This is a genomic window from Bradyrhizobium daqingense (assembly GCF_021044685.1).
In the GTDB taxonomy this organism is placed as follows: Bacteria; Pseudomonadota; Alphaproteobacteria; order Rhizobiales; family Xanthobacteraceae; genus Bradyrhizobium; species Bradyrhizobium daqingense.
In genome coordinates this window covers 507816-520515 of the sequence record NZ_CP088014.1, presented here as the reverse complement: position 1 = coordinate 520515, position 12700 = coordinate 507816, and the positions used below count along the sequence as shown (strand labels likewise).

11 protein-coding genes are annotated in these 12700 nt (G+C 65.2%); 1 reads left to right on the top strand and 10 read right to left on the bottom strand.

Features of this window, described 5'->3' with window-relative positions; translation table 11 throughout:
* Window positions 1–101: 101 nt before the first annotated feature.
* Window positions 102–1241, top strand: a complete 1140-nt coding sequence (locus tag LPJ38_RS02410) for an acyl-CoA dehydrogenase family protein (protein ID WP_145638591.1) — start codon at window positions 102–104, stop codon at window positions 1239–1241.
* Between the two features lie 211 nt (window positions 1242–1452).
* Here LPJ38_RS02410 and LPJ38_RS02405 read toward each other — a convergent pair whose 3' ends face one another.
* The 10 genes from LPJ38_RS02405 to LPJ38_RS02360 form a co-directional block, all read right to left on the bottom strand.
* Window positions 1453–2490 (bottom strand): amino acid ABC transporter substrate-binding protein, encoded by a 1038-nt coding sequence (locus LPJ38_RS02405; protein ID WP_145638691.1) that lies wholly within the window; start codon window positions 2488–2490, stop codon window positions 1453–1455.
* 59 nt (window positions 2491–2549) lie between these two features.
* Entirely contained in the window at window positions 2550–3143 is a 594-nt protein-coding gene (locus tag LPJ38_RS02400) for a L,D-transpeptidase (protein ID WP_060737353.1), read from the bottom strand.
* 405 nt (window positions 3144–3548) lie between these two features.
* On the bottom strand, window positions 3549–4523 hold the full coding sequence (locus LPJ38_RS02395; RefSeq protein ID WP_167520613.1) for a hypothetical protein: 975 nt from the start codon (window positions 4521–4523) through the stop codon (window positions 3549–3551).
* 103 nt (window positions 4524–4626) lie between these two features.
* A complete protein-coding gene (locus LPJ38_RS02390) occupies window positions 4627–5190 on the bottom strand; it encodes a thioredoxin family protein (protein ID WP_145638596.1) in 564 nt (187 codons plus the stop codon).
* Window positions 5191–5221: 31 nt separating this feature from the next.
* Entirely contained in the window at window positions 5222–5920 is a 699-nt protein-coding gene (locus LPJ38_RS02385) for a cytochrome c biogenesis CcdA family protein (RefSeq protein WP_145638598.1), read from the bottom strand.
* A gap of 323 nt (window positions 5921–6243) precedes the next feature.
* Window positions 6244–6855 (bottom strand): sigma-70 family RNA polymerase sigma factor, encoded by a 612-nt coding sequence (locus LPJ38_RS02380; RefSeq protein ID WP_145638599.1) that lies wholly within the window; start codon window positions 6853–6855, stop codon window positions 6244–6246.
* A 299-nt stretch (window positions 6856–7154) separates the two neighbouring features.
* Window positions 7155–7892: a response regulator gene (locus LPJ38_RS02375; RefSeq protein WP_060737349.1), complete on the bottom strand. Its 738-nt coding sequence runs from the start codon at window positions 7890–7892 to the stop codon at window positions 7155–7157.
* 4 nt (window positions 7893–7896) lie between these two features.
* Entirely contained in the window at window positions 7897–9645 is a 1749-nt protein-coding gene (locus tag LPJ38_RS02370; protein ID WP_145638602.1) for an ATP-binding response regulator, read from the bottom strand.
* Window positions 9615–11693 (bottom strand): sensor histidine kinase, encoded by a 2079-nt coding sequence (locus tag LPJ38_RS02365; RefSeq protein WP_167520614.1) that lies wholly within the window; start codon window positions 11691–11693, stop codon window positions 9615–9617. The genes LPJ38_RS02370 and LPJ38_RS02365 overlap by 31 nt, the downstream gene beginning before the upstream one ends.
* A gap of 6 nt (window positions 11694–11699) precedes the next feature.
* Window positions 11700–12695: a TRAP transporter substrate-binding protein gene (locus tag LPJ38_RS02360; RefSeq protein ID WP_145638604.1), complete on the bottom strand. Its 996-nt coding sequence runs from the start codon at window positions 12693–12695 to the stop codon at window positions 11700–11702.
* Between the last annotated feature and the right edge of the window lie 5 nt (window positions 12696–12700).

The window sequence follows — 12700 nt, the reverse complement described above, 5'->3', positions numbered from 1 at the left end:
TTGCGCACCTGAGAACCTCGAGATTCCGGGTTCGATGCTGGGCATCGCCCCGGAATGACAGCAACAATAATCATTCCACGCGGCTTTAGAGACTTTGCACCATGGCCCTCGTCCTCACCGAAGAACAATCGATGCTCCGCGACAGCGCGCGCGGGCTGATCAGCGACAAGGCGCCGGTGTCGCATCTGCGCCATTTGCGTGACAGCAAGGATCGCACCGGCTTCTCGAAAGAACTCTGGCACGCCTTCGCCGAGATGGGCTTTGCCGGCCTTTTGGTCCCGGAAGAGTTCGGCGGCAGCGGCCTCGGCTATGTCGAAGCCGGTGTCCTGATGGAGGAGATCGGCCGCACGCTGATGCCGTCGCCCTTTCTCGGCACCAGCGTGGTCGCGGCTTCCGCCCTGAACCGCGGCGGCAACGCTGCGCAGAAGTCGGAGTACCTGCCGAAGATCGCGAGCGGCTCGCTGCTCGCGACGCTGGCGATCGACGAAGGCGCAAAGCATCGCCCGCTGCAGACCAGCCTGCAGGCCGTGCGCGCCGGCAATGGTTTCAAGCTCTCCGGCGCCAAGGCGCTTGTCGTCGATGGTCACGTGGCCGACCTGCTCATCGTCGCCGCGCGCACCGCCGGCTCTGCCGGTGAGCGCGAAGGCCTGACGCTGTTCCTGGTCGATCCCAAGGCGAAGGGCGTTGCGATCGAGCGCACCATCATGGTCGACGCCCACAATGCGGCGCGGATCGAATTCGCCAATGTCGAGGTCAATGCCGACAGCGTGCTCGGCGAGGTCGATCAGGCCGCCGGCCTGCTCGACGGCGTGCTCGACATCGGCCGCGGCGCGGTGGCGTCCGAGATGGTCGGCCTCAGCGACGAGGTCTTCAACCGCACCGTCGAGTACCTGAAGAGCCGCAAGCAGTTCGGCAAGCTGATCGGCGAATTCCAGGCGCTGCAGCACCGCGCCGCCGAGCTCTATGTCGACATCGAGATCACCCGCGCCGCCACCATGAAGGCGCTGCAGGCGCTCGATGCCGACGTCGCCAAGGCCGCATCGAGCGTCGCCGTCGCAAAGGCCCGCGCCGGCACCACCGCCACGCGCGCGGTGCAGGAAGGCGTGCAGATGCACGGCGGCATGGGCATGACCGACCAGTTCGACATCGGCTTCTTCATGAAGCGCGCGCGGGTATGCGAGGAGCTGTTCGGCGATGCCAACTACCACACCGAGCAGCTGGCACGGGCACGGGGGTATTGAGGCGAAGCGGCAGAGAGGGCACAGCAGCCACGTGAGCCGTCATGGCCGGGCTCGTCCCGGCCATCCACGTTCTCAGGTGCTGCAAAACGTGGATGCCCGGGCCTTCGCCTCGCCGAAGCGGCTTCGGCCGCGCGGCGGGACAAGCCCGGGCAAGACGATGGAGACTGTAGCGTGAGCCTGCGCTCGCACTGACGGCGGGTGGACCGTCGCCTCACCGCATCGGCGGCGCGTACTGCACGCCACCCGCATTCCACAACTGGTTCATGCCGCGGGGGATCTTCAGCTTCGACTTCTCGCCGATGTTGCGGTCGTACATCTCGCCGTAATTGCCGACGTGGCGGATGATGCGCGCGGCCCAGTCCTTGGTGAGGCCGAGCTGCTCGCCGTAACGGCCTTCGGTGCCGACGAGGCGCATCACTTCCGGCTTCTTCGACTTCAGGGCCTCGTCGATGTTCTCCGATGTGACGCCGAGCTCTTCGGCGTTGATCATGGCGTAGAGCGTCCACTTCACGATCATCATCCAGTCGTCGTCGCGCTGACGCACGACCGGGGCAAGCGGCTCCTTGGAGATCATGTCCGGCAGGATCATGTGGTCACCGGGCTTCGACAGGTTCAGCCGCAGCGCATAGAGCTGGGAGACGTCGGCCGACAGCGTATCGCACTTGCCGCTGTCGTAGGCCTTCACGACATCGTCGAGCTTGTCGAACTTCACCTCTTCATACTTCATGTTGTTGAGGCGGAAGTAATCGACGACGTTGAGCGTCGTCGTGGTCCCGGTCTGGACACAGACCTTGCTGTCGGCCAGGTCCAGTGAGGTCTCCTTGTTGCGCGAACGCGGCACCATGAAGCCGACGCCGTCGTAATAGGCCACCGCCGGAAAATACAGGTCGTAGTCGAGCTCGCGCGCCATGCTCCAGGTCGTGTTGCGCGAGAGGATGTCCACCTTGCGGCTCTGCAGCTCCTTGAAACGCTCATTGGCGTCGAGCGCGACGAACTTCGCCTTGCCGGGGTCGTTGAAGATCGCCGCAGCCACCGCGCGGCAGAAATCGACGTCGAAGCCGGTCCAGTTGCCCTTGTCGTCGGGGATCGAGAAGCCCGGCAGGCCCTTGTTGACCCCGCAGAGCACCTCGCCGCGGCGCACCGTGCGCTTCAGCGTGCGGGTGTCGTAGAATTCGTAAATGATGGCCGAAACGGCGACCAGCACGGCGACGGCGAGCCCGATCAGCAGGCCGCCACGAAAAGTGCGCATCATGTTGCTCTCTCGAAAAATCGGGAAAAGAAAGGGAGGTGGTCGAAGGGAGGGGGGCTTTACAGCTCCGGCTTCTGCCGGATGACCACCTTGGTGCCAACAGGCACGCGATCGTAGAGATCGGCGACGTCGGCGTTGACGAGGCGGAAGCAGCCCGAGGAGACCTTGGTGCCGATCGTATCAGGACGGTTGGTGCCGTGGATGCGGTAAACGGTGGTGCCGAGATACATGGCGCGGGCGCCGAGCGGATTGCCGGGGCCGCCGGCCATGAAGCGCGGCAGATAGGGCTGGCGCTGGATCATCTCCGGCGGCGGCGTCCAGTCCGGCCATTCCTTCTTGTTGGTGATGGTCACGAGCCCCTGCCACTGGAAGCCGTCGCGGCCGACGCCGATGCCATAACGGATCGCGCGCCCGCCCGGCTGCACCAGATAGAGATGACGTTCGGCGGTCGAGACGATGATCGTGCCGGGCGGCTCGGTGGTGCGGAAATAGACCACCTGCTTCTTCCATTCCGGCTCGAGCTGGTAGCCGTCATCGGCGATCAGGCCCGGCTCGTCGCCGCGATCAGGCTGCTGCGCGAAGACCTGCGGTGTGGACAGGGTCAGGCCGATCGCGGCCAGAAACATCCCGGTCAGGCGACGAAAATCCGTCATGTAAAGCTCTCCCCGCTGCCACAGCGCAAATCAATCAGGAACCATCAAACCTGAGGGGCAAGTTCATGGCAAGTTGATGGCGCGCCGCTCTGGTATGTCACGAGAATGCTTTGGTTTTTTGACGCGCTCCCGGCAATGCCGGAAACGGGGGATGGCGCGAAAAGCACAGGTGCGGGCCGCATGGTGGGTGCGCTCCTCCCTATTGGTTGCGCGAAACTGGATCGTATAGGACCTCTCGGCGGCGCCGGAGCACGCGCCTCGTCCTTCGAGATGACCGCTCCGCGGTCTCCTCAGGATGAGGCTAAGGCCCATCGGTAATCGTCGAGGTAGTCGCCACACGCTCCGTCCTCATCCTGAGGGCCCGCCGCAGGCGGGCGTCTCGAAGGATGGCCGCAGGAGAAAGAGCTAGATCTTATTGCTCTCCGCCGCGATCCCCAGCCGCCGCACGATCTCAGCTGCCACGGCGCGGGCTTCGACCCGCGAGCCGATGCGGGGGCTGCGAAACCGCTTTCCGGAGTGCAGCCGGATCACGACGATGCAGTGCTCGTCCTCGGACCGGCCGCGGCGCTCGACCGTGATCGACTTCACGTCGGGCCCTTCGATATGATCCGCGCGCGGCGTGCCGTCGCCCCACAGGCGTTCGACGCGGATATCTCCTTGCCGGATGATCCAGAAGGCGCCGGTGACGAGATTGGCATATCTGTACACGGCGAACGCGGCGATCACGCCGACCGGCAGCAGCAGGATCTCGACATGGCTCGGCGGCAGCCCACGCCACAGCTTGTAGGCATAGGGGAGGGCACACAATGCGACGGCGATCAGCGCAAGGATGCGGATGTCGCGCGCGGGAAACGGCTCGAGCGGTTCGCCGAGATGCATCTCCGGATTGCTGGCGTCGAGCGGATTGCGGGGTGCCTCGAAATTGGCAACGCCGAATTGCGCGGCGATCCGGGCCACGGTGTCGCGCACATGGGTGACGTCGGAGATCGGCGGAGAGGTCAGGCGTTCCCCGGAGGCCAGCGTGAAGGCGAGCTGGAAACGGGCTTTCACGCGCTTGCTGCCGGGAACCTGTAAGCCGCTGATGTCATCCTTAGGGACGACCCGTGTGCGGAGCTTTCCGAACGGACGCTGTTGCCCGATCAGGATCTCGTTCGGTGTGATGATCCACACCACCGCCGGCGCCATCATGATGCCGACGACGAATCCCGCCCCCACCAGCAGCGCCACTACCGAGATGATGATTTCCAGGGTGTCGCGCGTGAACAGGCCCGGCGTGAAGCATAGCGCAACCGCGGCCGCGCAGCCGGCCACAATCAGCCGCTGCGCAATCGAGGAGCCTTCACGAAGGCGGATGTCGGTGCTGGTGGTCGCGTCGTCCATCGCGGGCGGCTGATTCCGTCGCCTGCGAAACTCCACGGATGGGTCCGTGGAGTCAAGCAACAAGCGCGACAGACGAAGCGGCTGCGTAGCGTCGGCGCGCCCGTCAGCTGCTCACGTTGAGCAGCCGCGCCACGGTGCGGTCGATCTGGTCGTAACTGCCTTCGCCTTCGTGCTGGAACACGATCTTGCCGCTCTGGTCGACGATATATTGCGCCGGCCAGTAACGGTTGCGGTAGGCGTTCCAGGTCTTGGACTCATTGTCCTGCGCCACCGGATAGGTGATGCCGTGGCGTTTCAGCGCGGCTTGCACATTCGAGGCGGAGCGCTCGAACGGGAATTCCGGCGTGTGCACGCCGACCACGACCAGACCTTTGTCCTTGTACTTGGCGTAGAGCTCGGTGACGTGCGGCAGCGTATTGACGCAGTTGACGCAGCCATAGGTCCAGAAATCGACTAGCACGACCTTGCCGCGCAGATCGGTCATGCTCAGCGGCTTCGAGTTGAACCAATTGTTGATGCCGGTGAAGTCGGGCGCGCTCTCCTGGCTCGCGGCCGCGACGCGTAGCGGTGTTGCGCGGGACACCTCGTCGCAGATGCCGGGGATGACGGCGCCGGTGACGGTGAAGCCGATCAAGGCGGCGGCCACGGTGAGCAGTTTGAAAGTCATGCAAGCGTCCTCCGGTGAAATGGATCGATGATCACAGGCCGATCTGGCCGGTGGGATAGAAGCCGGTGAGCCACGCCACGATCAGCGTGTCGTATTGGAAATAGGCGGCGGCGGCGAAGGCGATCACGACGACGCCAAAGCCCTGCTGCAGCCGCGGCGAGATGCGGGCGAGGCTGCGCACCCGCGTGGTCGCCGCCTGTCCGCCATAGGCGATCGCCAGCATCGGGATCGCCGCGCCGATGGCGTAGGCGACCAGCAGCGTGCCAGCCCATGACAGGTTCTTCGAGGTCGCAACCAGCGTCAGGATCGAGCCGAGCACGGGGCCGGCGCAAGGCGTCCAGACCAGGCCGAGCGTGGTGCCGAGGATGAGACCGCCGAGCGCGCCCTCGCGCTGAGTGGCGCTGGAATTGCCGAGGTCGAGCCAGCCATTGAGCCGGATGGACAGAAATTCGAACGGCGCCGGCCACAGCATCAGCAGGCCGAAGCCGAGCAGCAGGATCGCGGCCGCTTCGCGCAGCACGTTCGGATCGAAATCGAACAGGCGCGTGATCGCGCCGAGCAGCAGCGCGGTCGCGGAGAACGAGATGACGAAGCCGAGCGCGATCATCGCAGGGCGCAAATGCCCTGCGCGCCCGATCGAGGCACCCAGCAGGATCGGCAGCATCGGCAGCGTGCAGGGTGCGGCGATGGTGAGAACACCGGCGAGGACGGCGAAGAAGAGTTCGAGCATGAGGCACTCGTGAAGGAGGTCACGAGGGCATTTCGAAAGGAAGGCGGGGCTCGTTACCCGGCGTCACGGCTTCGTGACGCGGTCGTGCTCGGCCGCGCCGACGAGCATTTCGGCTGTCAAACACAAAACGACCCGGAGGGGGGCATCCCATCCGGGTCGCTGGAGGTCCTTGGGAGGTTTAACGAAACCGTATGTGAGCTTTATAGAGGGGAAGTTTTTCCGCCTGATGTTGTGCTTTGTTTCAATTGTTTCGTCGGCGGTAACACTTCCGTGTCCGGGGAAAGGGTCAGAGTGCCGACCCTATCCCGTTGAATTCATTGAGATCAGGCGGCGAAACGCTCGACGCCGCAGCCCTTAAGCAATTCGGCCAGTTGCTTGCGGGCGTAGAACATCCGGGTCTTCACCGTGCTCTGGGGGATCCCGATGATCTGGCCGACCTCTTCCACCGACTTCTCGTGGTAGTAGACGAGGTTGATGATCTCGCGATGGGCAGGCGAGAGCTTCTGCACACAGGCGCGCAAGATGGCGCTGGTGTCGGTGCGGTCGAGCGAGGTCTCGGGCGTCTCCGCATCGTCGGGAATCTGGCGCACGTCCTCCTGGTCGATGTCCTCGAAGCGGCGCTGGCGCATCGCGGTCAGGGCCTTGAAGCGGGCGATCGAGAGCAGCCAAGTCGAGACCTGGGAGCGGCCCTGGAACTGGCCGGCGGTCCGCCACACGTCCAGGAACACCTGGCTGACCAGGTCTTCCGCCGTGGTGGCGTCACGCACGATGCGCAGGATGAAGCGGTACACCCGCACATTGTGCCGGCAGTAAAGGATGTGCATGGACGTCCTGTTGCCGCCCGCAATGCTTTCGAGAAGCATGTCGTCCGAAGTCGCCTGAGCGGCAATGATGCTCTGGCTGGCCTGGGCGTTGATGGCGATGACGTTCGGCATGGACTTGGCTCCCCGTAGCGCCGCAACCGAGCGGCGTTTCCTTGAGCCGAAGTGTTAATGAGCCAACGTTTCGGGATGTCTGCACGAAAAGGAGAAAATGGTTTCGTGCGCCGCCAAATTGTTTCGTCGGAATCGCCGCGACGAAACAGTCGGGGCAAAAAGGCGAGGAATTTCAATGTACGGAAGATGCGGGGGTGCAGATTTGGCGGGGCTGGAACGTTTTTCCAGCTCTTGCGTTCGGTCGCGCCCACATACACCGCTGTCGTTCCGGGGCGCCAAGCGAGCCCGTGCCGCGCGCCTTACGCCTTCTCGCCCGCCGGCGAGAACAGATAGCCGCCGCCGCGGATGGTGCGGATTACGGCGGGCTTTGCCGGATCGGGCTCGATCTTGCGGCGGATGCGCATGATGCGCAGGTCCACGGCGCGGTCGAAGGCTTCGGCGTCGCGCGCATTCGCAAGCTCCAGCAGGCGCTCGCGCGACAGCACGCGCTTCGGATTGGCCGCGAACACTTTGAGCAGCCCGAACTCGGACGCGGTCAGCGGATGCTCGTTGCCCTCGTCGTCGCGCAAGGCCTGCGCTTCCAGATCGAGCCATTTGGTGCCGAAGCGCACCAATTGGTCCTTGTCGGATTTCGCAGCGGCGGCCTCCGGCGCGGCCGCCTTGGCCGGCGCGCTCCGCCGCAGCACCGAACGGATGCGCGCCATCAGCTCGCGCAGCTCGCACGGTTTTGCCACGTAATCGTCGGCGCCAAGCTCAAGCCCGACGACGCGGTCGATCGGGCTTGCGGTCGCCGTCAGCATGATCACGGGCACGTTGATGCGGCTCTTGAGGTCGCGGATGATCGAGAGGCCGTCTTCCTCGGGCATGTTGAGGTCGAGCACGACGAGGTCGGGCATGCTGCCGTCGATCGCGGCGCGCAAGCTCTTGCCGCCGTCGCACAGCGTCACGGTGAAGCCGTGCATCTTGAGGTAATCCCCGACCATTTCCCGGGCCGGGGCCTCGTCGTCGACGATCATGATGTGCTGGCTTTGGGTCATGGCACTAGGTCGGCATTTCGGTCGCGGGGAGGGTGATGGTGAAGGTCGAGCCCTTGCCGGGGCCGTCGCTGTCGGCGGTCACCTCGCCGCCATGCATGTCGATAATACGCTTGACGATGGACAACCCAAGCCCCGTCGAGCTCTCGCCGGCGGTCGGCTTTGCCGACAGCCGCTGGAACCGGCCGAACAGGCGGCCGAGATCCTCCGGCGACAGGCCGGCGCCCTCGTCGCTGACGCGGACGATGGTTTCGCTGCCCTCATGGCTCACGGCCACGCCGATCTTGCCGCCCATCGGCGAGTATTTGATGGCATTGCTGATGAGGTTGTCGATCGCCTCGCGGATGCGGTCGGTGTCGCACATGGTGACGATGTTGGGCGGCGCGGTGACGCTGATCGTCTGCTGCTTGTTGACCGCGAGCGGCTGGTTGGCGTCGGCGACCTCTTTGACCAGGGCGGCGACGTCGACCGGCTCGCGGCGGATGGTGATGTCGAAGGCATCGGCCATCGCGTCCGAGATCAGATGATCGACCATCGTGGTCAGCCGCTTGGTGGCGTCGCGGATGTGGTCGACCTGGGCGACCACGCCGCTTTCCGAAGCGCCGGTCGAGATCAGCTCCTTCAGCATCTCGGTGCGGCCGAGGATGACGCCGAGCGGATTCTTCAAATCGTGCGCGACGGTGCCCAGAATCTCGTTCTTGAAGCCGTTGGCGCGCTGCAGCCGCAGCCATTGCGCGGACAGGCGGCGGTTGGCCTGCATCAAGGCGCGGGTGCGCTGGGCGACGCGGTCCTCCAGCTGCGCGTTGGCGTCCTGGAGCTGCTGGTAGAGGATGACGTTGTCGAACGCGATCGAAAGCCTCGAGGAGAAGATCTCGACCAGCGAGCGGTCGGTCTCGGACAGCTCGCGCTCGGCCTGCAGCAGCACCACGACCTCGCGGCCGGATCCGGTGCGCAAATAGATCACGCTGCGGTGGTCGGCGAATTCGTTCTTGCGGCGCTGGAATGCCGCCTCCACCATCGCCCGCAGATCGGGATCGAGTGCCTTCGACGTGGTGGTGCCGATGAAGCGGCTGTAGCAGCCGCTGCCGGCGAGCACCGAGAGCTCGGGATCGATGCCGCCATTGTCGCGCAGCACCAGGATCCCGGCGCAGTCGACGTTGAGCAGCGAGGCGAGCTGGGTCAGCACGCCCTCGGCGAGCCGCTGCATCGACTTGAAGTCGTACAGCGTCGAGGCCGCGTCGATGATGATCTCCAGCCCGCGCCGCGTCTGCACCATGCGCTCGAGCTGCTGGTAGGAGCGCAGCGCCGCCGTCAGCGAGGTGAAGAGTTTGTCGGCGGTGAGCTCGGTCTTGGCCTTGTAGTCGTTGATGTCGTACTGCACGATCACGCGCCGCTCCGGCGCCTGGCCGGGCTGGCCGGTGCGCAGGATGATGCGGACGGTCTCGTTCTTGATCTCGTTGCGGATGAACTCGACGAGCTCGAGACCGGCGACGTCGGTCTCCATGATGACGTCGAGCAGCACCGCGGCGATGTCCTTGTGCTCGGCCATCAGCTTGCGACCTTCGGCCGCGGAATAGGCCGACAGGATCTCCAGGCTCTGGCCGTTCAGGCTGTAATCCGAGAGAGCAAAGCGGGTGCCGTCATGCACGGCCGGATCGTCGTCGATGACGGCGATCTTCCATTTCCGGGCGTTGGCATCCTCCGACGCGGTACCGGTATCGTCGATCAGGTGGAGGACATCGTCCTGTTCGGCCATTGAGAAGTCCCGTCACTTTCTGTGCTTTGCGCGCCGCCCTTGGCGATGCGGGGCATGATAATGCGAAAAGTAGTGCCTTGTCCCAGCTTGGATTCCAGCATCATGCGGCCGCCCAGCTGCTGGGTCACGAGGTTATAGACGATATGAAGGCCGAGTCCCGTGCCACCTTCATTGCGCCGGGTGGTAAAGAATGGGTCAAAGGCCTGGCGCTGCACGTCCGGGGTCATGCCGGCCCCGTCGTCGGCGAAGCTGATCTCGATGTCGTCAGTCCCGCGGGGCCGGGCCGAGATCGCGATCGTGCCGGCGCGGCCGTCGGCGAAGGCGTGGTTGGCGGCATTGAGGAACAGATTGGTCAGGATCTGGCCGTAGGAGCCGGGATAGCCGTCCAGCAGCAGCCCTTCGGGCACGTCGACCTGGAGCGTGATCGGCGAGCGCTTCAGCACCGGACGCAGGCTGGCGATGATCTGGTCGGTGGCCTCGCTTAAGCTGAACTGCCGCCGCTCGGCATGGGAGCGGTCGACCGCGACCTGCTTGAACGACTGGATCAGCTCGCCGGCGCGGGTGAGGTTGGCGACGAGCTGCTGCGAGGCGTCGCGCGAGGACTGCACGAACTCCTCCAGCTGCGAGCGCCGCAGGCCGCCATCGCCCTTGAGCTGGGCCTCGAAGATCTCGGTGCGCCGGGCGAAGCTCGAGGCCACCGTCAGGCTGATGCCGATCGGGTTGTTGACCTCGTGCGCGACGCCGGCAACGAGGCCGCCGAGCGCGGCGAGCCGCTCGGCATCGATCAGGTTCTGCTGCGCGGCGTTGAGCTCGAGCAGCGCGCTCTCGGCCTTCTCCTTCGACGCACGCAGCTCGTCCTCGGTCTCGCGCTTTGCGATCGCGTTCTCGCGGAACACCTCGACAGCCCGTGCCATCGCGCCGACCTCGTCGCGTGCCTTGGTGCCCTGCACCTCGCGGTCGAGATCGCCGAGCGTGATCGCGCGCATCGCGGTCATGATCTGCTGCAGCGGCAGGCGGATCGACAGCGCGATCATCACGCCGGCGGTGAGGATGATGCCGAGGAAAATCACCGCGATCGACAGCACGCGGCGGGAAATGTCGGCCAGCGTGCGGTCGAAGGTCTCCTGCGCCTTCTGCTCGCGCTGGCGCATCTTGGTCGAGAGATCGTCGATGGCGCCGATCGCCTCGGCCTGGCTGGCGTCGATGGTGTTGCGCAACAGCTCCGTGCGGCTCGCCAATTGCTCGGAGAGCTTGGCAAAACCCACGCGCAGCGCAGAAGTGCGGGCGCCGAGGCGCCGCAAGGCCATCCTCTGGAGATCGTTGTCGGCGAGATCGATCATCACGGGGATGGTCTTCTCGATCGTCTCGGTGTGGCGCCGGGCGTCGTCGGCCGCGCCCGCCGACTGCGACAGATAGTACGAATTGGCCGCGACCAGCATCGCGGTGAAAGCCTCGCGGGATTTGCCGAGCGAGGGCCAGATCAGCGCGTCGCGATGGCCGGTGGCGCCTTCGATGATGGAGTAGAGGCCCGCCATGTCCCTGGCCGGGCCCTGCACTTCCTCCTCATAGGTCTTGGCGATGGTGGCCTGCACGCTGCGCAACTCGCCGAAGCCGTTGAGGAAGCGGTCGGTGGTGCGCTCGAGCTCCTCGACCGAGCCCGACAGCATCGGGTCCTTGGTGGCGCGGTTGGTCAGCGTTCCCAGCACCGCCTCGCGCAGCAGGAGGATCTCGGCGAACAGGTCGGGGCTCGGCTGGTTGATGTAGCGGTGGATCAGGTTCTGCAGCCGCCCGGTCTCGCTTTCCAAGAGCGCCAGGATCCGGTCGGATTCGCGCACCTGGCGCACGTCGTCCCAGGCCGAGCCCAGCACATGGGCGCCGTTCCAGATCATGGCGACCAGCACCACCACCACGGCGGAGTTCAGCGCCGCGATCGACAGGATGCGCCAGCGGATCGGCACCGCGCGCAGCACGCCGACGAGCCGCGCGCGCAGTCGCCCGAGCGGGCCGGCCGGCCTGTCCGCGTGCTCGCTATGTCCGGCTGCGATCAACTGGACCTACTCCACCTTGCGAATGCGTTCGATCAGCGCGGCCGCCGCCGGATCGCGCGCGGCCTTGGCATAGATCGGAGCCATGGCCTCCTCGAACGGCTTGCGATCGATGTCCTTGGTGATGGTAACGCCGGCCGCGCTCGCCTTGCGCTGCGACTGCTCCTCGAGGTCGCGCCATTTCTCGCGCATGAAATGGCTGGAGCGCTGCGCGGCCTCCTTGAAGATCGTCTGCTCCTCCGCCGAGAGGCTGTTCCAGGCCTTCAGGGAGATCACCAGCACCTCCGGGCTCATCGTGTGCTCGGTGAGGGTGTAATGGCCGGCATGCTTGTAATGGTCTGTGGTCACGAAGGATGGCCAGTTGTTTTCGGCGCCGTCGATCAGATGGTTGGCAAGCCCGGTGAGCACCTGCCCGTAAGGCAGCTCGACCGGCTCGGCGCCGAGCGAGCGCATCATCTGGCTCATCAACTCCGACTGCTGCACCCGGATCCGCAATCCCTTGAGGTCCGCGACGTTCCTGACCGGACGGAGCCCGTTGTAGATCGAGCGCGCGCCGGAATCGTAGAAGGCGAGCCCGACGAAACCATAGGGCTCGAAGCTGCCGAGGATCTCGCTGCCGATCGGCCCGTCCAGCACTTTCTGCATGTGCTCGATGGACCGGAACAGGAACGGCATTGCCAGCACGTTCATCGCCGGGACGAAATTGCCGATCAGGGCGACGTTGGTCCGGTTGAGGTCGATCGCGCCGGCCCGGGTTTGCTCGATGGTCTCCTTTTCCTCACCGAGCTGGCGGGAGTGGAACACCTTGATCTCGTGTCGGCCGCCGGTGCGTTCGGCGATCAGGGCGCCCATGTAGCGCAGCGCCTGGACGGTCGGATAGTTTTCGGTCTGGGTGTCGGCGGCGCGAAATTCGCGTGCGCCGGCGTCCGTCGCAAAGACGGCAAGCAAAAGCGCGACGAAGATCACCCCGGTCCGCGAGAGTTCGGCACGGCTCAGCACTGGCACACTCA

Bases quoted from the DNA above. Each gene is read 5' to 3' on its own strand.
- LPJ38_RS02380 (WP_145638599.1), bottom strand. From the start codon at position 6,855: ATGCCGAACGTCATCGCCATCAACGCCCAGGCCAGCCAGAGCATCATT.
- LPJ38_RS02385 (WP_145638598.1), bottom strand. From the start codon at position 5,920: ATGCTCGAACTCTTCTTCGCCGTCCTCGCCGGTGTTCTCACCATCGCC.
- LPJ38_RS02370 (WP_145638602.1), bottom strand. From the start codon at position 9,645: ATGGCCGAACAGGACGATGTCCTCCACCTGATCGACGATACCGGTACC.
- LPJ38_RS02410 (WP_145638591.1), top strand. From the start codon at position 102: ATGGCCCTCGTCCTCACCGAAGAACAATCGATGCTCCGCGACAGCGCG.
- LPJ38_RS02390 (WP_145638596.1), bottom strand. From the start codon at position 5,190: ATGACTTTCAAACTGCTCACCGTGGCCGCCGCCTTGATCGGCTTCACC.
- LPJ38_RS02405 (WP_145638691.1), bottom strand. From the start codon at position 2,490: ATGCGCACTTTTCGTGGCGGCCTGCTGATCGGGCTCGCCGTCGCCGTG.
- LPJ38_RS02395 (WP_167520613.1), bottom strand. From the start codon at position 4,523: ATGGACGACGCGACCACCAGCACCGACATCCGCCTTCGTGAAGGCTCC.
- LPJ38_RS02375 (WP_060737349.1), bottom strand. From the start codon at position 7,892: ATGACCCAAAGCCAGCACATCATGATCGTCGACGACGAGGCCCCGGCC.
- LPJ38_RS02400 (WP_060737353.1), bottom strand. From the start codon at position 3,143: ATGACGGATTTTCGTCGCCTGACCGGGATGTTTCTGGCCGCGATCGGC.